The sequence below is a fragment of the Bacillus sp. sid0103 genome (assembly GCF_019219025.1).
Genome location: NZ_JAHUWN010000005.1, coordinates 236751 through 258425, shown reverse-complemented (window position 1 = coordinate 258425; position 21675 = coordinate 236751). Strand labels below are relative to the sequence as shown.

General features: G+C 42.1%; 26 protein-coding genes. 6 read left to right on the top strand and 20 right to left on the bottom strand.

Going from position 1 to position 21675, the window contains the following annotated elements:
• Positions 1-80: 80 nt before the first annotated feature.
• The 3 genes from KW850_RS08295 to KW850_RS08285 all read right to left on the bottom strand — a co-directional run bounded on the left by KW850_RS08295 (position 81) and on the right by KW850_RS08285 (position 3723).
• Entirely contained in the window at positions 81-1766 is a 1686-nt protein-coding gene (locus tag KW850_RS08295; RefSeq protein WP_218347084.1) for a hypothetical protein, read from the bottom strand.
• 144 nt (positions 1767-1910) lie between these two features.
• Positions 1911-3032, bottom strand: coding sequence for a 3D domain-containing protein (locus KW850_RS08290; protein ID WP_218347083.1), 1122 nt, complete (start codon positions 3030-3032; stop codon positions 1911-1913).
• Between the two features lie 295 nt (positions 3033-3327).
• The gene (locus KW850_RS08285; protein WP_218347082.1) at positions 3328-3723 is read right to left on the bottom strand and encodes a hypothetical protein; all 396 of its coding nucleotides are present in this window, start codon (positions 3721-3723) and stop codon (positions 3328-3330) included.
• Between the two features lie 208 nt (positions 3724-3931).
• Here KW850_RS08285 and KW850_RS08280 point away from each other — a divergent pair, with 208 nt between their 5' ends.
• Complete coding sequence (locus KW850_RS08280; RefSeq protein WP_218347081.1) at positions 3932-4186, top strand: helix-turn-helix domain-containing protein; 255 nt, start codon at positions 3932-3934, stop codon at positions 4184-4186.
• A gap of 388 nt (positions 4187-4574) precedes the next feature.
• Here KW850_RS08280 and KW850_RS08275 read toward each other — a convergent pair whose 3' ends face one another.
• Together KW850_RS08275 and ssb are read right to left on the bottom strand one after the other, a co-directional pair.
• Positions 4575-4802 carry a hypothetical protein gene (locus KW850_RS08275; protein WP_218347080.1) on the bottom strand — a complete coding sequence of 76 codons (228 nt, stop codon included), beginning with the start codon at positions 4800-4802 and terminating at the stop codon, positions 4575-4577.
• Positions 4792-5163 (bottom strand): single-stranded DNA-binding protein, encoded by a 372-nt coding sequence (gene ssb, locus KW850_RS08270; RefSeq protein WP_218347108.1) that lies wholly within the window; start codon positions 5161-5163, stop codon positions 4792-4794. Before ssb ends, KW850_RS08275 begins: the two co-directional genes overlap by 11 nt.
• A gap of 245 nt (positions 5164-5408) precedes the next feature.
• Between ssb and KW850_RS08265 the strand changes: the two genes are divergently transcribed.
• Positions 5409-5843 carry a YwpF-like family protein gene (locus tag KW850_RS08265; protein WP_218347079.1) on the top strand — a complete coding sequence of 145 codons (435 nt, stop codon included), beginning with the start codon at positions 5409-5411 and terminating at the stop codon, positions 5841-5843.
• A 55-nt stretch (positions 5844-5898) separates the two neighbouring features.
• Here KW850_RS08265 and KW850_RS08260 read toward each other — a convergent pair whose 3' ends face one another.
• The 5 genes from KW850_RS08260 to spoIIID all read right to left on the bottom strand — a co-directional run bounded on the left by KW850_RS08260 (position 5899) and on the right by spoIIID (position 9608).
• The gene (locus tag KW850_RS08260) at positions 5899-6255 is read right to left on the bottom strand and encodes a hypothetical protein (RefSeq protein WP_218347078.1); all 357 of its coding nucleotides are present in this window, start codon (positions 6253-6255) and stop codon (positions 5899-5901) included.
• A gap of 135 nt (positions 6256-6390) precedes the next feature.
• Positions 6391-6825, bottom strand: a complete 435-nt coding sequence (gene fabZ / locus KW850_RS08255) for a 3-hydroxyacyl-ACP dehydratase FabZ (RefSeq protein WP_218347077.1) — start codon at positions 6823-6825, stop codon at positions 6391-6393.
• Positions 6826-6918: 93 nt separating this feature from the next.
• Positions 6919-7707, bottom strand: a complete 789-nt coding sequence (locus tag KW850_RS08250; RefSeq protein WP_218347076.1) for a DNA-directed RNA polymerase subunit beta — start codon at positions 7705-7707, stop codon at positions 6919-6921.
• 442 nt (positions 7708-8149) lie between these two features.
• Positions 8150-9151, bottom strand: coding sequence for a rod shape-determining protein (gene mreB, locus KW850_RS08245; protein WP_218347075.1), 1002 nt, complete (start codon positions 9149-9151; stop codon positions 8150-8152).
• Between the two features lie 184 nt (positions 9152-9335).
• Positions 9336-9608, bottom strand: a complete 273-nt coding sequence (gene spoIIID / locus KW850_RS08240) for a sporulation transcriptional regulator SpoIIID (RefSeq protein ID WP_026568271.1) — start codon at positions 9606-9608, stop codon at positions 9336-9338.
• A gap of 653 nt (positions 9609-10261) precedes the next feature.
• On the opposite strand from spoIIID, the gene KW850_RS08235 reads away from it, so the two are divergent.
• On the top strand, positions 10262-10573 hold the full coding sequence (locus KW850_RS08235; protein ID WP_218347074.1) for an MGMT family protein: 312 nt from the start codon (positions 10262-10264) through the stop codon (positions 10571-10573).
• Positions 10574-10882: 309 nt separating this feature from the next.
• Here KW850_RS08235 and KW850_RS08230 read toward each other — a convergent pair whose 3' ends face one another.
• The 3 genes from KW850_RS08230 to spoIIQ form a co-directional block, all read right to left on the bottom strand.
• Complete coding sequence (locus KW850_RS08230) at positions 10883-11044, bottom strand: hypothetical protein (protein WP_218347073.1); 162 nt, start codon at positions 11042-11044, stop codon at positions 10883-10885.
• A gap of 17 nt (positions 11045-11061) precedes the next feature.
• On the bottom strand, positions 11062-13059 hold the full coding sequence (locus KW850_RS08225) for a penicillin-binding transpeptidase domain-containing protein (RefSeq protein ID WP_218347072.1): 1998 nt from the start codon (positions 13057-13059) through the stop codon (positions 11062-11064).
• Positions 13060-13326: 267 nt separating this feature from the next.
• The gene (gene spoIIQ, locus KW850_RS08220; RefSeq protein ID WP_218347071.1) at positions 13327-14166 is read right to left on the bottom strand and encodes a stage II sporulation protein SpoIIQ; all 840 of its coding nucleotides are present in this window, start codon (positions 14164-14166) and stop codon (positions 13327-13329) included.
• Between the two features lie 100 nt (positions 14167-14266).
• Here spoIIQ and KW850_RS33225 point away from each other — a divergent pair, with 100 nt between their 5' ends.
• Complete coding sequence (locus KW850_RS33225) at positions 14267-14563, top strand: hypothetical protein (RefSeq protein WP_256358137.1); 297 nt, start codon at positions 14267-14269, stop codon at positions 14561-14563.
• A gap of 2 nt (positions 14564-14565) precedes the next feature.
• On the top strand, positions 14566-14814 hold the full coding sequence (locus KW850_RS34230) for a VanZ family protein (protein WP_374226288.1): 249 nt from the start codon (positions 14566-14568) through the stop codon (positions 14812-14814).
• On the opposite strand, the gene KW850_RS08210 is transcribed toward KW850_RS34230, so the two are convergent.
• The 7 genes from KW850_RS08210 to KW850_RS08180 all read right to left on the bottom strand — a co-directional run bounded on the left by KW850_RS08210 (position 14753) and on the right by KW850_RS08180 (position 21045).
• A complete protein-coding gene (locus KW850_RS08210; RefSeq protein WP_218347070.1) occupies positions 14753-15952 on the bottom strand; it encodes a nuclease-related domain-containing protein in 1200 nt (399 codons plus the stop codon). The two genes, KW850_RS34230 and KW850_RS08210, sit on opposite strands and share 62 nt — an antisense overlap.
• A 362-nt stretch (positions 15953-16314) precedes the next feature.
• A complete protein-coding gene (spoIID, locus tag KW850_RS08205; RefSeq protein WP_218347069.1) occupies positions 16315-17358 on the bottom strand; it encodes a stage II sporulation protein D in 1044 nt (347 codons plus the stop codon).
• Between the two features lie 440 nt (positions 17359-17798).
• On the bottom strand, positions 17799-19109 hold the full coding sequence (gene murA / locus KW850_RS08200) for a UDP-N-acetylglucosamine 1-carboxyvinyltransferase (protein WP_218347068.1): 1311 nt from the start codon (positions 19107-19109) through the stop codon (positions 17799-17801).
• A 32-nt stretch (positions 19110-19141) separates the two neighbouring features.
• Positions 19142-19921: a YwmB family TATA-box binding protein gene (locus tag KW850_RS08195; RefSeq protein WP_218347067.1), complete on the bottom strand. Its 780-nt coding sequence runs from the start codon at positions 19919-19921 to the stop codon at positions 19142-19144.
• A gap of 187 nt (positions 19922-20108) precedes the next feature.
• Positions 20109-20348, bottom strand: a complete 240-nt coding sequence (locus KW850_RS08190; RefSeq protein WP_218347066.1) for a DUF1146 family protein — start codon at positions 20346-20348, stop codon at positions 20109-20111.
• 153 nt (positions 20349-20501) lie between these two features.
• Complete coding sequence (locus KW850_RS08185; protein ID WP_218347065.1) at positions 20502-20699, bottom strand: hypothetical protein; 198 nt, start codon at positions 20697-20699, stop codon at positions 20502-20504.
• A gap of 25 nt (positions 20700-20724) precedes the next feature.
• The gene (locus tag KW850_RS08180; protein ID WP_218347064.1) at positions 20725-21045 is read right to left on the bottom strand and encodes a YflT domain-containing protein; all 321 of its coding nucleotides are present in this window, start codon (positions 21043-21045) and stop codon (positions 20725-20727) included.
• Positions 21046-21251: 206 nt separating this feature from the next.
• Between KW850_RS08180 and KW850_RS08175 the strand changes: the two genes are divergently transcribed.
• Entirely contained in the window at positions 21252-21506 is a 255-nt protein-coding gene (locus tag KW850_RS08175; RefSeq protein ID WP_218347063.1) for a GlsB/YeaQ/YmgE family stress response membrane protein, read from the top strand.
• Positions 21507-21675: the final 169 nt, after the last annotated feature.

Genomic DNA, 21675 nt, shown 5'->3' with positions numbered 1-21675 from the left:
TTTCGGTGTCAGGCATCATTGACCATTAACCATTGCATTGCACGCCAAAAGCCGCATTGACGCGGCCTTTGGCATGTTTTTTATGATTGTATATAAGGTCGGTCTTTTAGATGGTCGGTGTGCTCCAACATGTGAACGTAAAACTGTTCGTAGCGGACCCAGCGGAGCGGGAATGAAAATGCGACTTCATTCTTCTTGTCGTAAATGAGAACGTGTTTTTTGTTATGTTCTACCTTTTTGATTTCATGCAAGCCGATGGTATGCTGCTTAGATCCGTCTTCCATCATTAGCTGCAGGCCGACAATCTCGATTTTTCTTTTCTTATTTTTTGTGAGTTCATATAGACACATAGCTCCTCCGATAACCGTTAGAGCCAATAAGAAAGGAATCCCTTCTTTCGAGAACCCTGTTAGAGCCTCTTTAATCCAATGAACTACTGCGAGGCTGAGAAAGAACCATGCACCTCGGCTGAGCCGTGGCGAACTTTCAAAATATACACTAGTTTCATGTTCCTCCCTTTCCTCTGCTCTCTTTTTGAAAAAAGCGGCTTTATGTTCTTCGATGCTGGCTGAATCCCATTCGACAAAATCAGTATAGCTTCCGTCCCATAATTCGGCCGTATCGTCGCCATCCTCAAGCGCATAGCCGCCTGCCCAGCCCGCATATCGGGTCCCGATATGCAGGAAACTCAGCAGGTAATAGCGTATCGGCTGGCGATATGTATTTTCTGTTTCGACTGTATCGATGATCTGAATGTCCTCCGGAAAGCGGATGTCTCCTTCGTCTTCTTCTGGCAGGTTGATAATCGTCGAAAAGAGTCTGGTTTTCGCCAAATGCGGCTGCTTTCCTTCAGCAATTGGATAGAGATGCTCTAGATTTCTTTCCTTCAACTCCCAATAGACCATTTCTGCACTTTCAATATGCTCGGCTGCTTCTATGAGAGTGTTCTGTTGATAAGGAAGGTTTTTGGCCACGCATACCAACAGGGCCTGTGTTTTTATTAACGGATCGCGGAAGGTCATTGCCTGCTCCAGCTCAGCGCCGATCTCAGATGAATAATAATATTCCATTAAGCTAATAAATAATTTCATTTTTGTACGCACGGCAAAATAACTATCCTTCCAAGCCGTGTACACATATTTGCTTGAAAAATCGGCATCAAATTTCAGATACTCCTGTTTCTCTACCTGATAATCTTTGAGCAGAGACGGGAGAATTACCTCTTTTTTATAGCCCTTTTCCAAGCCAGAGTCGTTTAGCGATAATACTAAACTATAAAGTAACAATTTATAGTGCTGGGTATTGAGTTTGTCGAGTGTTTTATCAAGGATTCCCTTAACCAGCATCGGATATGGATCTAGCTCGCTAACCGGAATATGGAAATCTTCGGTCTGGATTAACTCGGCGATTTTTTCCTCGAGCATATAAAAAATATCTTCGTCTTCTGTTGCTAGCAACATTTCAATGGCTCGCCCTTTTGCCTGCAGGTCAAGACCGTCGAAATGCTTTAGGAGCTCCTCCACCACTTCTGGCATCGGAAAATCACAGACAAAGTCAATAAGATAAAAGGAGGGGTTGTCCCAATTATCCACAGGCTCTGGAAAGGTTGACGCCGCCGTTTTGATCATATCCTTTAAAACATCAATTTGAATCTCGAGTCCTTCTTCAAGCTTATATTGAAAAAGCTGGTCAAGCGCCTCAAATCTCTTTTGTGGATTTTCGCTTTTTACCTGCTTTAAAATCGAACGTAGTTTTAATTCAATCACCGAACCGCTCCCTCTCTCATTCTTCTAATTTGAGACACTATTATTTTATTGGATTACGGCAAAATCTGCAATGAAGTCAGGGGGAAATCCTTTCAAAAAAAAGACCTAACAGTTTCCTGTTAGATCTTTACTTTAACGATTGAATTAGTCTAAGACGATGATTTTTACGGTTTTTCTGCCAAATTGTAAGCATTTGGATCTGGTTGGCATTAATACGTCGATTTTATGGCCTTTAATGGCACCGCCCGTGTCGCCTGCGACGGCAACGCCATATCCTTCCACCCAGACTTTTTTTCCAAGTGGAATGACTCTTGGGTCGACGGCAATCAATTTCATATTTGGATGTTTGCCAATGTTGTAGCCAGCTGCGGTAATGTTACCGGACTCTTCTGGGCTGTATGCTGTAGCGGTCACATACATTTCCTTACCATTTATGGCCACATTTGTTTCGTTTTCTTCAGTTGCCGCCGGTTTGGTTTTTGAGACTGTCCGTGCCTTCGCCGCATCTTGTTCTTGTTTGATTTTGGCTTGAATATCTTTCATTTGTGATTCAATGCCTGCCTTTTCCTGCTCGGCAAGTGCCATTTGTTTAAGGATTTGGCTATATTTTTGTTGCATAACGGTTAGGGCTTGTTGTCTTTTTTGCATGTTTTGATCAAGTGTTTGCTGCTGGTTCGCCAACGCTTTTTGATCTTCTAGTAAAATTTGTTCTTGTCTATCAATCTCTTTTTTATCTTCTTCAATCTGCAGAAGGTCTTTCTTCTGGGATCCTAAGATATCTTTATCCGCATCCATCAGGGCCGAAACGGCGCTCGCGCGTTGGATAAAATCGGTGATACTATCAGAATCGAAGAATAAGTTGATAATGACATCGATATTATCTGTTTGTTGAAGTGAGACAGCTCTCTGCTTCATAATCCCTTTACGGGCCAGGATTTTGTCTTCAAGGACAACAATATCTTGTTTCTTTTTTTCAATGAGTTGGTTCGTTGCATCTATTTTTTGCTGCGTTTGGGCCATTGCTTCTTTGTTTTTTGTAATATCGTTGTAAAGGTCATTCAATTCTTGTTGAATTTTTCCAATTTCTTGATTAACAGTCTGCTTTTCTTGCGCCTTTTGCTCTACTACTCTTTGTTTCTGCTCCAGCTGTTGCTTGGCATTATGTAGGGCTTCCGTGCTTGTTTGTGCATATGTAACCATAGAACCCGATACTGTTAATATCATTGTAAGTAACACGAGAATGATACGCTTTTTTGTCGTTTGCATACACTTTCTCCTTTCCTTAGTAATCTATTTATACCAGAAGAATGTACCAGTAATGTTACAAAAAGATTAAATGTTCATCACTTTTTGTCATATTACACATTAAAGTGTCAATTCTGTGTCATAACAGTGTCTATTTTTTGGGGCAGGATTTTTATAAAAAAAGGTCCCGAATGAATTCCGGATCCTCTTATATGACTGTGATGGTGTCAGGCACCGTCATCTGTATCTTCTGGTGCCTAACACCTTCATCAGCTGGAATTCTTCCCTCAAATATTCCCTATACGTCACTTTTCTCTTAGATCTTTTTACTTTCCGCGAGGACACGTGTGCTTTTGACGTTCTTTAGTCTGTTTTTGTTATTCGGGAAGACTGCTAAAAAGGACACCTTGTTTCCTTCTTTAACAGCAAAATGGGTGAGGAACTCGAAGACCTCTTTTTCTGTTAGATCATTTTTTTCATTATAGATTTGTATGGAATGTTGTTCGCACGTAATATGAATTTCGGAATTAAAACTATGGATGGGAATAATTGCTCTTTTATTAAAGGGAATTGATTGATAGGGAGTATCCACATTTGTTAGGGGCGACTGAGATGAGAGATGCACTGCATCAAAAAAGCTTGGTTTACTGTTGATTTTCATTTTCTTCCTGCTTGATGGATTGACAATGAATATTATTGAGTTTTTCTCCACAAAGATACATACCTCCATAAACTACAATTATTTACATCAGATATCATTATTCGACAATAGTTTTTATTTTCCTTTAATGCAAGTTTCTACAATATCTTATTTCATCTGAGTCGCGCATTATTTTCACAAATAATTCACACATTCAGCCTTAACGTTCCATTTTCCCGTTAAGTTAAAAACATGAATTGTTTTTACGGCGGTGATAAGGATGTCTTTATCGGAAAAATTAAGGAAACTGCGCGACAACCGGAACTGGTCTCAGCAAACGCTTGCCGACATGATGAGGATGGACCGGTCAACCGTTAGTCGCTATGAAACGGGAAGAAGTATACCTAACTATCAAACTGTGATCCGATTTGCGGAAATTTACCGGGTTGATAAGGAGTATTTGTTAAAAGAGCTCGATCATTTACAGCCCAAAACAGAGGAATCCCGTCTTCATCGCAAAGGAAGCCAGTTCTGATCAGGATCTCATGATTATTAATCAATTCCTTCAGACAGAACCTGATTTTAAAAGGGCTTTATTGGAGCTTCATCTCATGCCGCCCAAATGAAAGGCTTTCTATGTAGATTCTTTTTTAGCCAGATTAAGGTGAGTAAACGTCATAAGGACAAACTTTAGGGGAAACAGGTCAACAAAGAAGCCGCTGATGAGTTCAGCGGCTTCAAAAAAAAACAGGGGGGTTTTTCTCTTAGTATATCCCGCTTGAATATTTTTAAACCTATCAATCAAAAAAAAGTCCGGCAAGTAACTGCCGGAAAAATGGAGATCACCTCGGAGATGGCTTTGATTTTTTATCAAAAAGTGGGTTGCGGGGATATTTTTTTAATAAAAGTGTTTGAAAAATCACTTAGAAACGAAAAGGAATAGTTTGTGAAGATTCGTGTGGATGTGGGGAGTACATTCTGATGAGGTTGTTTCTTTCCTTGATTTCATGATGCTGTTCCTTTACGATCCATTCCAGCTGGCTGACTCTTTTTTGGAGGCCGTCGACATTTTTATTTGAATTTCCAACCATCTTGATTAAGCTTTCCAATAATTGCTCAAGGTTTCTGGCCATTTCATCGTTAGACACCAATGGTCACTTCCTCCTTCTGGGGCTCTGCCTCTGCTGCATGCGGCTTGGAACTTAGGAACCGGACTGTTTCCGCGACTACCTCGGTGACATATATCCTTTTTCCCTCTTTATTATCGTAATTTCGGGTCTGCAATTTCCCCGTAATCCCAATAACCGAACCCTTTTTGCAATACTGACACGTATTTTCGGCCGCCCTTCGCCAAAGTGTGCATTGCACGAAATCCGCCTCGACCTCGCCGTTTTGGTTGCGAAAATGACGAGTCACAGCTAAGGTGATGTGGGCCACCGCCGTCCCTTCAGTCGTCTTTTTTAACTCCGGATCCCGCGTCAACCTGCCCACAAGTGTGACTTGATTGATCATACCTTCATCTCCTTCTTTGTTTGATGGTCTTAGCATAGCCTGTTGGTGTTCTTGTTGTAAAACGGGGAAAAGACCGTTACCAAGTCCTATTTTCCTAGATAATCGGTTTTTCGAGGGGGTTTTTGTCAAAAAAGGAATGTAGTTTTTTGGAAAAACGTATCTTCGAAATTTCGACAAATACTTTTCGACATTTGCTTTCAACAAACCTATGTTATAATTTAGGAAAAAGAAATCAGGAGGTTGTGATGAAATCTTTTAAATTGTACTCATTAGATGTAGTGGAAGATGACACTTCAATCGAAGTTCCGTTAGTTGATGGCTTGATTCTTAATAAGGAAGACGAGTGCTCCACATGGCTGCTTGAGGCGTATACAGATTTGTCCCTCTATGATTATTTCAAAAAAATTTCTGAGCAAAATCGCGACATTATTGTCGAAGCTGTCATTACCAAGAAGGAGAATGCTCCTGCTTATTTTCAAACGAAAATATGTTCATTGAATAAATTTGAAAAGCATATAAGCGTCTTGTTTGAAGGAGCCATCCGTCGCAACAAAAGTGATTATTCGGAGCTACTGCTCGAAAGTCTTCTCCAAAAAGGGCTTGAGGGCCCAGCGCTGCTGACTGAATTTAGAGAAAAGATTAAAAGTAAACCAAAGTTAAAAGTGAAGTCGAATAAATAAATCATGTGTAAAGGGACTGGCTAAGCGCCAGCCCCTTTTTTGCTATTGACGTGAATTACTCGTCTTTATTGTCTGCGTCCTTCCTGTCAATATCATCTTCAATTATGTCTTCTTTTTTCGTGTTGCTATCCTTAATTGGATCTTTGTCAGTGTCGGTATTTTTGTCCTCTGTCGATGGATAATGATTGTTTTTGTTGTCTAAATCAATGTTGTCGTTATCATGATCGACATTATCATTGAGATTGTTATTATTGAGATTATCATTGAGATTGTTATCATTGACATTGTTATCTGCTGGATTATTAACAGCCGGTGGCGGTGGATTTTGATTATCATTGTCGTTATTACAGCCGGTTAACACGACAGCAGATAAAATGGAACCTGCGAGCAAAAGAAATAACCTTTTCTTCAAATGAATGAACCCCTTCCAAGCATAGTTTGACCTTTTTGGCCTGTTTTTAGGGTTCCCAATGTCTTTTATATGATAGCTAGAATTTTATTACAATAAAAAACGACCGGTAATTACGCTCCGGCCGATTCGTTCTGCTTATTCTTTTTTCTCACCTAAGGCAAAGGTGATTTCTGCTTCGCAAGCTACTTCGCCGTCAACGGTTGCAACGGCTTTACCTTTACCGATTGGTCCGCGCAGACGGATGATTTCTACTTCTAGACGCAGCTGGTCGCCCGGCTTTACTTGCTTTTTAAAACGGCAGCCATCAATTCCTGCGAAAAACGCTAAACGACCACGGTTTTCTTCTTTTTTCAACATAGCGACAGCCCCGACTTGTGCGAGAGCTTCGACGATTAAAACGCCAGGCATGACTGGATATTCAGGGAAATGGCCATTGAAAAATTCTTCATTGGCGCTGACGTTTTTAATCCCAACTGCGCTTTTTCCTTCTTCTACCTCTAGAATGCGGTCGACTAAAAGGAATGGGTAGCGATGGGGAATGATTTCTTTGATTTGTTCGGTATCAAGCATTGGTTTAGTACCTCCTACTAGTAACAAGTATTTATTTCCTATTCTACTACTTAAGGTATACAAAAAGGAAGGGATTTACGTCCCTTCCCTCATTTATTTTCCTTTGTCCACTAAATCAATGATATGTGTCCATGTGGATTTCTGGAATACTTCTGATACTTTTCCGCCGCCAAGCATCCCGTACCCAACTATTGCACCACCTATTATGCTGAGGAAAACAAAGACCACTAAAAGAACCAGCCTCAGCCAAATCGGAATCAGCCGGATGCGGACTCGTTGATATTTCGCTGGGGCAGTCTCCACTGCTTGATGCTCTTTCCCTGTGGCGGAAGCATGCTTAGCTTCCTTCGACCTTTGGGCCTCTTGACTTGGACTTGCTGTCGATTCTTTTCTCTGTTTAGTGCCACCATTTTCCTGCTGCTGAGCTTTTGTTTTCGCTTGCTTTATTCCTCGGGATGAGCTGTCGGATTTTTTCGATGGCGTTGCAGCTTTTTGAACCTGTTTTGCTGCGTTGATCACGTTTTGTGCCGCGTCCTTTGTTCGACTTGCCACGTTCTTGGACTGTTTTGCAACATCATGTGCACTTTTCACCACATTCTTAGTTTGTTTTGCCACGTTTTTTGACAGTTGGACAGCATCTTGTGTTCGGCGTGTCTCGTCCTTGCTATGTGGCTGTGTTCCACGTGCTTCGCCTTTAGTATGGTTCTCAGCGTCCTTCGTTGTGCGGACTTCGTCTTTGGCTTGTTTCTCCGCGTCTTTTTTTCTGCGCGCCTCATCTTTGGAACGATTCTCCACGTCTTTTTTCCGTTGCTGCTCTTCGGATTTGGCCCGCTTGTATTCTTCTCGTGTTCTATATGGTTGATTTGGATTATTTACAGACATTCGTTAATTCCCCTTTAACTGAAGTCCGCCCATTTGTTTTTATCTGCATGGTAGACCTCGGACTCAGTGAGTTATACATATTATAACCATTTTTTGTGTTCAACTCGTATAGCTGGGTATTTGATTTATTTTTATAAAAATTATTTAGCCATCATTTACTCTATTATAAAAAATAAATTCAAAATACTCATCAACTTTTTACAGGAAATAGTCAATAAAGGTAGAATTAGCTCAAATTCTGTCGTTTTTTTATAGCGTTTTCTCCAAGTTCAAATAAAAAAGCCCAATGACTAAGGCTTGTCCTGCCTGCTTCATTAGACTTTTTGTATTCTGCCCTTATAAGGTATGATGTCTTACAACAATAACCAGAAAGAACCAATAAATTTTCTGCTTAATAACTATTTATCACAGGTGAAGGACCAGGACCATTTTTGAAAAAAACTTATCCAAACTTCCGATTTGGAATTTTGTCGATATTATCAAGCATAATTCCTGTTCCAATCGCCACACAATCCATTGGATTTTCAGCAACGAGTACGGGAACCTTTAATTCGTCCGCTAACAGCATGTCGATGCCATGCAGCAATGCGCCGCCGCCTGTCAAAATAACGCCACGGTCGATAATGTCAGCTGATAGTTCTGGTGGAGTACGTTCTAGTACGCTTTTTGCTGCCTGAACGATTACAGCAACAGATTCACGCAATGCGCCTTCTACTTCTTCAGAACGAACTGAGATCGTACGAGGCAGACCACTTACCATGTCACGGCCGCGGATTTCCATTTCTTCCGAGCGTGAACCTGGGAATACAGTCCCGATGTTGATTTTAATATTTTCAGCTGTGCGCTCACCGATTAAGAGCTTGTATTCGCGCTTAATGTAGTTGAGGATTTCCATGTCGAACTTGTCACCGGCCATTTTGATGGAGGAAGAAGTCACGATATCGCCCATTGAAAGAACAGCTACATCCGTCGTTCCTCCTCCGATGTCCACTACCATGTTTCCGCTCGGTTGGAAAATGTCCATTCCCGCACCAATCGCTGCAACTTTTGGTTCTTCTTCTAAGTAAATCTTTTTCCCGCCGCTCTTTTCAGCAGCCTCTTTGATTGCCTTTTGCTCCACGCTTGTAATATTCGTTGGGCAGCAAATCAGAATGCGCGGCTTCGATAAAAAGCCTTTTACGTTCAACTTATTAATAAAATGCTTTAACATTGCTTCAGTCACATCAAAGTCAGCGATCACGCCATCTTTCAAAGGGCGGATCGCGACGATGTTCCCAGGTGTCCGACCAACCATACGGCGAGCTTCTTCACCAACAGCAAGTACGCGATTTGTATTCTTGTCAATTGCCACAACGGACGGCTCATTTAATACGATTCCACGGCCCTTTACGTGAATTAGCACGTTAGCCGTACCTAAATCTATCCCAATATCTCTTGCAAACATTCTCTTTTCTTTCCTCCTTAAAACGGAATCCACATACTTTTCCTAATTGTATATTGTACCATACTCATTAAAATTTCCATACTTTTAGAAAAGAAAAGATGTAAAATTTTGCAGATGGATGTCGGTTGGAGGATTCCTAGAGAATGCTTTAAAACATTTTCTTGTTTTGCCCGGAAATATCGGCTTATTTTACCGCTTCACCTTCCTTTTCTTCTTTCTGATATTTCATTTTTGTTGCCTCTCCACCCCGGAGATGACGAATTGATTTATGATAGTCTAAAATACCTTTAACCTCGTTTGCCAGCTCTGGATTAATCTCAGGAAGTCTCTCTGTTAGATCCTTATGGACTGTACTTTTGGATACGCCAAACTCCTTCGCAATCACGCGAACCGTTTTCCTCGTCTCCACGATATACTTTCCAATCTTGATAGTTCTCTCTTTGATGTAATCGTGCACACTCTCGCCCTCCCTAAATTGGATGTGAGAAGTGTGAAATGAGACCCGCTTATCACTTCGACGAATTCTGCTTCCGTTGTGGTGTCAATTTTGGTCATCAATTTTGGTGTCAGGCACCATTAAAAGACATTTGTCCACTAATGGAGGACACTTTCGTTGATGGTGTCAGGCACCCAAACGGCAGAAAGTAAGTTACCTTCTGTCTATACGATGAATAATCATGTCTCCGACTGAATATCCGCTAACTTCAAACGACTCTTCACCTCAAACACTCTCTTTGTAAAGGTTTGTAACCATTTTATTAGCTTGGATACGGGAATATGCTATAAATACTTAATCGGGACAAGGTGTTATTCAAAGTTTTTTGATAATTGGACTTCTTACTTTTTTTCGACAGTCATTCGAATTGGTCTAGAATCGCGTGGTTATGCGGTTTTAGGATGGAAATATCCATAGTGCGGTTTTTATTTCCCAAGAAATTTGTCGATAAAAAAATTATTCAAAAATGGCGATATGGAATGGAATTGGGATTAAAAAGGGGCTTTGGGAGCCAGTACTCTGCATAAATTGGGGCCATTTTATCAAAAAGTATTGTTAAAATTATTATATCTTTGATACCTTTTGGATATGTGCTTTTTGAAAGGACGATCACAATGACACCTTTTACAGAGAATGTAGTGCAAATTATTCGAAGTATTCCCGAAGGCAAGGTTGCGACATATGGTCAAATCGCTAAGCTGGCTGGAAGCCCCCGTGCAGCCCGCCAAGTCGTCCGCGCCCTCCACTCCATGAGCAAGAAGTACCGCCTTCCCTGGCACCGCGTCATCAACGCTAAGGGGCAAATCGCCCTTAAGGATGACGAGTCTTACAATGAGCAACGATTGTCGTTGGAGGCAGAAGGCGTGGAGATTGGTTTGAATGGGGTTATTGATTTAGAGAAGTATCAGTGGAGGCCGGAAAACTGAGCCAGAGGGAGAGATCTTACTGGCTTTTTCATTCGTTTGTGGGGGGAAAAAGGAAAGTGGCCGATAAATTGAAAAACTGGCCGATAAATCCACCAAAGAGGCAGATAAATTCTAAATCTGGCCGATAAATTGTTTTTCCTGTAAATAAATATCATGGATTGATTAATAATGGTAACTTTAGATGGGTTAGATCTTGAAATCAGGCTGTTCCAATGAATAAAGGAAAGACAATTACCTGAACCACGCTAATCGCCGTTAGAGTGTGAACTAACGGAGTCGACAGTTACTCTCAATCCCAAGGCGCAAAAATCAAAGAAAAACACCTAGCCCCCTAGGTGTCATCTTAAAAATTTTCACTTTAAGTCCTAATGGTGGTGCCTGACGCCAACCTTCAAGGCCCGACACCCAGCCATACACAATCGTAATGAGTGGTGTCTGACACCATCGATCCCAGTTCCTGGTGCCTGACACCTGCCATCCACCCAATTCTACCGCAGCAACTCAAATACCTTCTTTACTTTCTTCACCGGCACCTGTGAACCGCCGCGGCCTTGGACACTCTCAACCATCATCGCCACCATTAAATTCGTTGACTTTGTGTTATAACCAATAAACCAGCCGTTTTCCGTGCCGGTTTCACCTTGCTTCTGTTTAATCTCCGCCGTTCCTGTTTTGCCCGCGAGCGGATAATCCTTCATATCAACCGAATGAGCCGTTCCGGCAGCGTCGCTAACTACTTTCCGTAAATCGGCCGCAATCACTCCGGCGTGTTCAGGCGAGACGACCGCCTCCTTCAGCACCTGGCTCTGTTGCTCCTCCGCCAACAGAATTGGCTTAATCATATTGCCATTATTAATAAATGGAGTATACGTCGACAGTAAATGAACAATACTCATTTGGATCTGCCCTTGTCCATAACCGGAATCTGCCAGCGCAATTTCCCGGTCCAGCGTACCAATCGTTGATTTTTCGAGCGGGAATGGGAAGGCCAGGTCTTCCTCAAACCCAAACTTCTTCAGGCCATCTGCGAACGCCTCTTTTCCCGTCTTCAAAGCGGCCTGGGCAAAGTAAATGTTATCACTAAACACAAACGCCTTTTCCAAATTAACCGGGGCCGATCCAGCGTGGACCCGCGTCACAAAATAACCGCCCCACGACTTATCCTTCTGCCACTTCTTCCCTAAAATTGGCACCGCTGGCTCCGGCGTAATCGACCCTTTCTCCAACGCCACTGCGGCAGTGATCGCCTTCATGACGGATCCCGGCGCGAAGCTTTGTTTAAAGCGCGTAGAGAGCGGCTGTTTCTTGTTTTCCTGCAATGCCTTCCATTCGTCCGCAGAGAAGCCTAGCATGGCTTGATTCGGGTCAAATGATGGCGTGCTGACAAGTGCCAGCGTTTCCCCCGTCACCGGGTTTATAGCCGCCCCCGTGCCTGCTTCCTTGCCAAGTTGGTCAAATATCGCCGTCTGAACATCCACATCTATTGTCAGCTTCACATTCTTTCCATCCTCTACCGGCCTTTCAGCAAGTACCTCCTTGTCACCATTCAACTTGTTAATCGTAATCTTCACACCAGACTTACCCTTTAACTGCTCGTCATACACTTGCTCGAGCCCTCTTTTTCCAATCATATCACTGCTTGTATAACCTTTATCTTTGAGCTTTTCCAACTCGTCCGCCGTAATCGCCCCAACATAACCGATGAGGTGCGCGGCAGCCTTGTCATATGGATAAATCCGTGCATCCACCTTCCGCGTTTGGACCGGCTCAAGTGCAATCAACTGGGCAATCCGCTCCTCATCCTGCATCGACACCCTTTTTAACGGTACAAACAGCTCCGGCTTCACCCAGCTGGCGCTAATCGCCTTTTTGATTTGCTCAGGACTCATTTTTAAAAGCGCAGATAACGGCTCCAACACATCGTCCGTCACTTTTCCGGCCACAACGCCGACCTCGTACACCTGGCCATTCACCGCCAGCCCAATGTCATTGCGGTCCAGAATCTCCCCTCTTTTCGGCGCAATCGTATTTATCCCGATCTTATCGCCCTCTTGCAATTTGGGAAAAATGAACCCAGTATCCCAGTCGACATACCAATTCTTTTTGTCGGCCCGTTCTTCCTTCTGCAATTTAGCTTTGCGGGTGAATTGAATCGGACCCGCGATGCTGTTCATGTTAGCGGTAAACGAATATTGGGCCTGTTCTTTCTCCGCCAGTTTATCTTTTTTTGGCTTTTTAAAGTCTATCTTTAGGTCAGTAATCTGAAGGTCTTTGTAGATTTTTTGATAGCGGTTCGTAAATTCTTCTTTGGTAATTTTCTTCTTGGCATCATTAGAAAGGTAATCATACATCTTATCAAACTTCTGCTCATTCCATAACGATATGTAATTCGCGAATCGATCCTGTGGCGTTGGTTCCTTACTACAACCAGACAAAACCACCCCAAACAGCAGCAACACCAGCACAGCCCCAACTAACTTCCTCAACCCAATCCCTCCTTTAAACATGGTTAATACCATTTGAACACCATTTAAATGCCATTTGGTGTCAGGCACCACAAAAAGACACTTTCGTTGTTTTGTCCACCTATAGCGGACACTGCCCACCGGTTCTGGTGCCAGGCACTGATAACTTTTATTATACCGCGAATATACAAAAAATGGTGTTTGGACCATTTATTATGAGTGAAATATTATAAATAATGAGTGCAAAAAAAAGAGGAAAGAATTCCCCTTCCCCTTTGTTACGTCTTATTATGAGTTTGTTTTTTCTGTTGAGTTAGTAGAATTGTCGTCCACATTTTTATCTTGGTCAGAAGAGTTTTCTGGATCTTCAATCATTTGCTCTTTTTCCTTCATTTGTGGAGTTTCTACTGATTCGCTTGCCTTTTCATCCGAAAGTTTTGCTTCCTGTAACGTGCTTAACGATTTGTCAAAATAGTCACTTGGATTTACAGCAATTCCATCTTTACGAATTTCAAAATGTACATGTGTTCCAGCTTTTTCATTGAACAAGCTTTGTCCAGCCTTGGCAATAACTTGTCCCTGTTTTACTTCTTCGCCAACCTTGATCTTTATGTCTTTAACGGATTGATATTGTGTTACAATCCCTTTGTCGTGTTCAACTTCAATGACATTCCCAAGGACTGCATCTTCTTCAACACGTGTGACAGTACCGCTTAGCGATGCAACAACATCAAACGACTCGTCGTCTTTCACGGTTACATCGATACCAGTATTTGGACGGTAGGTATTGTTGTAGAATACCAATGCCGCTTCCTGGTCTTCTGTTTTACCATTGAAATCATAGAATTTCGTTTTTACGACAGCTGCGTCTGCATTTTTCACTGGCATTTTGAAGTCTTCAAATGTCTTGCTAACTTCAACAGCTGGCTCTTGATTTTTTTTGCCGGCAATATCAGTGGATTTGTAATCGTATTTGTCGGACGCATTGTTGCTTGTTTGATACCATAGTACTGCGGTCAAAATGATTGCTGCACTTGCAATATAGATGGCTGGAAATACCCAACGCTTTTTGAAAAAGCGTTTAACGCTGGAACTTTGAGAAGATCGTTTGTTTTCTTCCTCTCTCATTTTCATCACCTCAGCAATCATTCTGAACAGATAAGTAGAATTATATACACTAGCGAAAAAATTTTTTTTGAACTTATTTTTCGACAGTGATAACTTTTTTATGCATGATGTTGAAAAAATTATTTTTCGAGGGAAAAAAGTCTTCTCGTCATGGGTTTTTAATGTAGGAGGGATTTTTATAAAAATCTCAAAATCGGTGTTGCGAGTGCTCCCGTTTCTCTATATGGCGGCGATTTGGTATCAATCAAGCTTGCCATCCGACCATTTTGTAAAGCCGCCTGATTCCGAAATCGACCACACCATCAAGGAATCCCTGCATTTAATAGAATTCGCGATATTGTATGTTTTACTAGTCCTATCATTGTTAACCCGCCGCAACGCCTTCACACTTCCTTAAACATGGCCTGCGCCGTGTTCGCCAGCCTCTACGGAATCAGAGATGAAATCTACCAATCCTTCTACGCCTACCGCTCAGCGTCCTGGTTTGACCTTGTAAAAGATTTCACCGGTTTCAGGGTGTGCTATTATTTCATTAGAGGGGCTTTGTTTACTAGGCTTGGGAGGATATTGGGAAGGGTGTTGCCACCTATAATCCTTTTGAATAATAAATTCTGCCTTTTAAGGTCCCTGCAAAGGTTAAGTTCATAGATTTAAGGATTTTATTTGCACATTTAGGGGAGTCAATCTGCAGAAAATGTCTCAATTCTGAGTTCGTCATCGAGGGCTTTATTAAAAGAAAGTAATCGTGGATTGCTTGGATATGGGCTGTTTTGGATTTGCACTTACAATTCGGACAGACCCATGTTCCGTATACATATTCCATGGGTAAACAGTTACATATAGGGCATTGAACACCTGGGAGGAGATCATTTTTACAAATATGGAAGCGCTCGAGCAAATCGGGATTTTCCGGGGTATCATTGGATAACAGCAGCCGTTTGACCTTGTTCAGTTCTTTCTTATCAAGTTTCTCATGCTTATTATGGCTGGCGATTTGCGAGATTTTTTCTATTAAACCTTCACTATTTACTATGTTTGTCAGTATTTGTTCATTGCCAGGTTCCACTCGAATCGTAGCTTTTTGGTTACTATTGACAAAAAGATAGTGAATCGGAACGTCCGGACAATTATGTGCCTTCAGCCATTTTTTTAGTTTCAACGCCTGCAGCTTGGCCTGTAAAACTGGATTCTTGATCCTTTCCTCGCTGCCATTCGTTTTTAGAATGGTTTGGTTTAAGTATTTTTGAAAGAGGTATTCACCGGTACGGTTTTTTACTTCAAGAGCTAGGGCAAATGCTGCCGTAAGGAGGAGAATATCAATCTGGAAAAAGTACCTCCCTAACTTTAGGCGAATGTTATGGAAAATAAGATAGTTTGATTCGGGGAGCATGCTTAGGTGGAAGTCAAGAGATTTCTCTCCGTGGTAACCTGCCATCCAGTTCTTATGTTCTATTAAAATGGTGGGCCGAATAGAGTGATCCTCTGTAATTCTTCTGATGAGTGCCTCATATTTTTTGATTCTCAGCGGAAGTAAACATTCCTTTGCGAACAATTGCATCAGTCCTTTCTCTTTTTTAAAAAATTCCTCCTTCCTTTGGTCAAATCCTGCACTATTCGACAGAATTCCTTGTCCATTTTGTGAAGTTAAGTTACCCTTTTTCGAATGTCTGTAATTTATCTGCCGCTTTGATAATTTATCGTCCACTTTCGAGGATTTATCGGCCACTTTTTCATTTATCGGCCGCTTCACAATTTTATCTGCCACTTTCACCAACTTATCTGCCACTTCCCTATTTCCATCTTAAAACCTTCATCAAACACCCCAAAAAAACCTAAAAAGACAGGCGTTCAGCCTGGCTCAGGTCATTGTCCTGCACTTTTATTAGAAATCGGACCTATTTAGCCTGTACTACATCACTTTTAGTTACCCTTTTAAGAGGGCTTTGGGATTTATCTGCCGCTTTTGAAGATTTATCTGCCACTTTACGGATTTATCTGCCACTTTTTCTTTTTATCTGCCACTTCAAGATTTTATCTGCCACTTTCACCAACTTATCTGCCACTTCCCAATTCTCCACCCTAAATACCCCCACCACACAAAAAAAAGCCAGGCATCTTCCCCGCCTGACTCAATACTCCACCTTTCTACTACTTCTTCGCGGTTACGGTATCAAGCATATGATCCGCTGATGTAATCTTCACGCCCTTGTAGTAGTGCTTCACGATCTCCTGATAATTTTTCCCTTCCTTGGCCATCCCGTTCGCACCGTATTGGCTCATTCCGACGCCATGACCGAATCCCTTCGTCGTAATCACAATATTGTCCCCCTTGCGTTTCCACGCAAAGTCAGACGAGCGGAGCTCTAGTTTTTCACGGATTTGTATTCCTGTTAAAACCTTCCCGTTAAAATCAACCTTAGCGACCCTTTTCCCTTCTGTCCGGTCTACGATTTTTCCAATCGTTGACCCTGAACCGAGGTGGACACCAAGTCGGGTTTCAAACTCATGAACGGACAGAACCTTTTGACTGTTATATTTTGGGGACTTTTTGTCCCACGGGCTTGATACACTTCTTAAATAAGGGAATTTGCCTTCCCAGACGTCTTCCGAATTTTCCGTATAGCCGTTACCAGTCGAGAAGAACAAGGCATCGATCGGCTTGCCGTCATAAGTCAAAATTTGCCCGGCTGTTGCCCGAACCGCATTTACAATTTTTTTCTTTTTCCACTCATAATTGGCGCCCCAATCCTTCCTCTGCTCATCATCATTCATGTACACCTGGTGGATTTGGGTGTCCGTCACCTGAGCTCCTTTCGGGACGCCAAGCGTATCCTTATTAATTAATCTGTTAACGATATAGGTTCTCGCTGTTAGTGCCTGAGCCTTGAGCGCTTCCTCTTTAAAATCAACGGGCATCTCAGCTGCGACAACACCAACGAGGTAATCTTCTAATTGGACACTCTCGATTGTTGATCTTGCGGTCCGAAAAACGGCCACTTCAACGGCTGGATCCGATGAAGCCGAAGCCGGCACCGTTTTTGTTTCTTTGGCTGGGGTCTTGGTTAGAGCCTCCCCGAGCTTTCCGCTCGCACGATGCTCATCGGAAAATGGTAAAACAAGGACTGCGGGAATAATGAGTGTCAAGGCAATGAGGACTGCTGCTACTACGACGAATGGTTTGATTTTTATCATGATAGTGCCTCCAGTTTGCAAATTCACACCCGCACCAAATCAAAGGCGGGATGCGTCTCAATTAATACATATGGAGGCGGACAAGCATTTATTACGGATTTTTTAAGAAAACTGACCTTAGTGTCATCCTTGGTGTCATCCTTGGTGTCAGGCACCACTCGTGGACAATGGTCTTTTGTTGGTGCCTGACACCACCAGCAGACACTTGTCTTCCACAGATAGACATCACATCATCCTTATATTTGTCCTTTACACAGGGACATCACATCATCCGTAGACACTCATTCTTCACACGGAGACACTACACCAGCCCGCAGACAACCTCTAACTCCAGCAAGACAAAATAAAAAAGGCCCGATTCTACATCAGGGCCCGTTGTTTTGTAAATGTTCGTTATTATTGGAAGTATCGTACCTGAACCGGTACGAATTCAAAACCTGCTATGCATTCATATCCGATACGAGGTTTTGAATTTCTGTGAATGTTTCGTCTGCTTCGTTGACGCGTTCGATGTCGGCACCTAGGCGAGCTAGTTTGCCGTGGAAGTCAACGTAGCCGCGGTCTAAGTGTTTCAACTCAGTCACGCGTGTCATGCCTTCGGAAACTAAACCAGTTAGAATTAATGCTGCTGCGGCACGAAGATCGGTTGCCGATACTTCTGCACCTTGTAAATTCGAAGAACCATTTAAAATAACAGAACGGCCTTCAATTTTGATGTCTGCGTTCATGCGGCGGAATTCCTCAACATGCATAAAACGGTTTTCGAAGACCGTTTCGGTAATCATGGAAGTTCCATCTGCGCGAAGCAGCAATGCCATCATTTGTGATTGCATATCAGTTGGGAATCCTGGGTGCGGCATTGTCTTAATGTCGACAGCCTTCATGCGATCAGTTCCAATGACACGTACGCCATCTTCTTCCTCACTTATGGTGATACCCATTTCGACCATTTTTGCAATCAATGATGATAAATGTTCAGGAACAGCGCCTTTTACCAATACATTACCGCCTGTAATCGCCGCTGCAACCATGAAGGTACCAGCTTCGATTCGGTCAGGAATAATGTTGTGGTCTGCACCAAATAACACATTAACACCTTCAATACGAAGGGTTCCAGTGCCGGCACCGCGAACTTTAGCGCCCATTTTGTTCAAGAAGTTGGCAAGATCGACAATTTCTGGTTCTTTTGCCACGTTCTCAATAATTGTTGTACCAACTGCAAGAGTTGCAGCCATCATAATATTTTCAGTAGCCCCAACACTTGGGAAATCTAAATAAATCTTAGCACCTTGTAAGCGGCCGTTAACTTCCGCTTCAATAAAACCGTTGCCTACCTTAACTGTAGCTCCCATGGCTTCAAAGCCTTTGAGATGCTGATCGATAGGACGGGATCCAATTGCACAGCCACCCGGCAGGGCCACACGTGCACGGCCATTACGAGCGAGTAATGATCCCATGACAAGCACAGACGCGCGCATTTTTCGAACGTATTCGAATGGCGCCTCATCCTTTAACTCTCTGGATGCATCTACTACGACTGTATTGTTTTCAAACGACACTTCAGCATTTAGGTTGCGTAAAACTTCATTAATTGTGTATACATCGGAGAGTGTAGGTACATCACGAATTACACTTTTTCCGTCACTTGCTAATAATGTTGCAGCGAGTACAGGCAGGACGGCATTTTTTGCGCCTTCCACTTTAACCGTTCCATCAAGCCTTTTTCCGCCGCGGACGATGATCTTTTCCAAGAGTATTCCCCTCCGCGTCCATTTTCTCTATATTAATATTCAATCGTAATGATTGGTGTGCCAACTACGATGGTAGTCTTAGCGCCCAATCCTTCGGAGCGTATGCCAATTTGTAAATTCATGTTATCTCGTTGATTTTCAATGGAGTTCGTAAACATCGGCGAAGTCGCCGAAACAGACATGAAAGACTCCTCTTTTAACGCCTCGATTTCTTTTGCCTTAAATCTTGACAGCAATTGATTTGCTGTTTCTGGTAAAGACTTATCAATCTTATCACCGACCGTACCTTTCATACAAGAGAAAACTGTTGGTTTTTCTCGAAATATGTCAGTAAGCCTAGTTTTAAATTGATTAGTAGTGAAAAAAGCCTCTGCCGACTTGTTCCACACTTTACCACTGATACTATATACTATATACGCATTTACAGGTTGTTTTGTGTGGGTTGCCATAATTTGAAGCATTTCTTTGTGGTGTTTAGATGTTGGAGATACTGCCGTCATTTCCCATTTTTGGCTGGTATTTTTAACAGACCATTCCCAATCAGGAAACTTAGCTTGAAGCTCTTTAGCATAGTCCTTAACTTCCTGCTCACTTTTCATGCCATCTAAATGCTCTCTTGCATAAAAAGTCCATTCATCGAGCAAAATATTTTCGGCTTGTAAAATAGAGCCGATTTTTATTAAGTCCATTTCTTTTTCAAAAATGGAGCCGATTCCGCCGCCGTTCGCTTCACTTGTTTGGTTCCCAATAACAACCATGATTAAACTAATGATGGTAACTACGCTCAAAAGGATTTGACTCTTTCTCTTCATCTCTACTCCCCCTTACTACCATTGTTTCCAGGTAGAGGAGTAACATACTTGGGAAATGTCGTCACTTTTAGACAAGTTCCACCCTTTGTGACAAATCACATTGATGTTATTTTTCCACATAAAGAAGATTGTACTCAATTTCTTGACAAATTGGAACATGTACGAAGTACTAATTTTTTTCCAATTATCAATCTTGGAGGAGTAAAGGCAGTTGCTGCGACCATTGAAGATAATCTAGGAAAAAATTACTAACAGATGAACCAATGATAATAGCTAATAATATGTAAAGTAATCTCGCCTGAAATACACGGTTGGGTTTGAGCAATTGATCCAATCGAATTGCTTGTAAGGCCCACCAGGATATCGCAATACATACTAAATGTGACAGAATACTTAACACGGCATTTTGCCCAAAATCACTAATCACTCTGCGTCCCCCTTTTTCACACATTGTTTATTCTATCACAAAGTGGGCCTTAATAGTTTCCTTTTGTATCCATTTTTAAAATAAACTTATTTCCATTAATAAAAATTCGCCTTCCAGTGCATTAATAGAAGGCGAATGTTTGCAGCCGAAAGTCTACTCGACCTTGTTCCAATTGACCTGATTCCATACCCTGCCTAGATTTAAGGGGACATAAATTTTTTCGCCTTGTATTTGCCTGTGTATGATCGGATTTTCAAAATTTGAATCAAGCGAATGATCGACCCTCGTTTTACGTCGCGCTCTCTTGCTTCCTCCCAAAAAATCAGCTAATCGTATTCTGGAAACTTTCATCTCCAACTTCCCCTTTCTTAAAATTTTATTTTGCGGCAACAACGACGACCTTTCCCAGATCCAATTCTTGCTCAAATTGCTCAGCCTCTGATTCGGTTATGCCTAACGATTCCATCTTTGAGCGGAGCTCGTCCCCGCGAGTACGGAAAACATTTGCAATCGAATCCAACACCCCTTGTTCATGCATCCCTATTTCATTGCTATCGAGTGCATCTGTTAAATCTTCTGACCGCTCCTTGTTATGGGCCAATAAGAAGACCTCATCCCTGGTAAACCCTTGATTTAATAATCGTTCAATTTCCCTTTTGGCTTGTAGTCCATTTTCCACTACTTTTACTTGTCTCATTTTTACCTGCCTCCTACATTTTTTAAATTTCGTTAGTAAGTTGAAATGTTACTTGATGTTCTATTGGTTAGATAACCCTTTTTTAAGAATTGAAACCTGTTTATTAGAAGAAAAAAATTTTGTTAGAAAAAGGTTTAGCCGTGGAATGATCGGGTATTTCATTAACTAAGATTCACATTAACTATATAGGAAAGGGTTGAAAGCGCATGGGATTGATTTGGACTTTAATTATCGGAGGAATCATCGGGTGGTTAGGCGGTCTTATCATTGGACGTGATATTCCAGGAGGTATCATCGGCAACATCATCGCCGGCTTTATTGGAGCTTTCCTCGGCTCACTGATCTTAGGCGATTGGGGACCTGTCGTTGGAGGTTTTTATCTGATTCCAGCCATCATCGGTGCTATTATTATCACCTTCATCGTCGGCTTCTTCTTAAAAAAAATGCGCCATACCGCTTAAGAGACTGCTCCTCACGCAGTCTCTTTTTTTGCATAAAAAAGCACCCCATAATGGGTGCGGTTAGAGGAATAGGCCCTATGTATATGGGCAAATTAATGTATTAATGGCCTATCACTGTTGATGACATTGCTATTTCAAAAAAATGAGGATACCTGTATATGTCACTTTT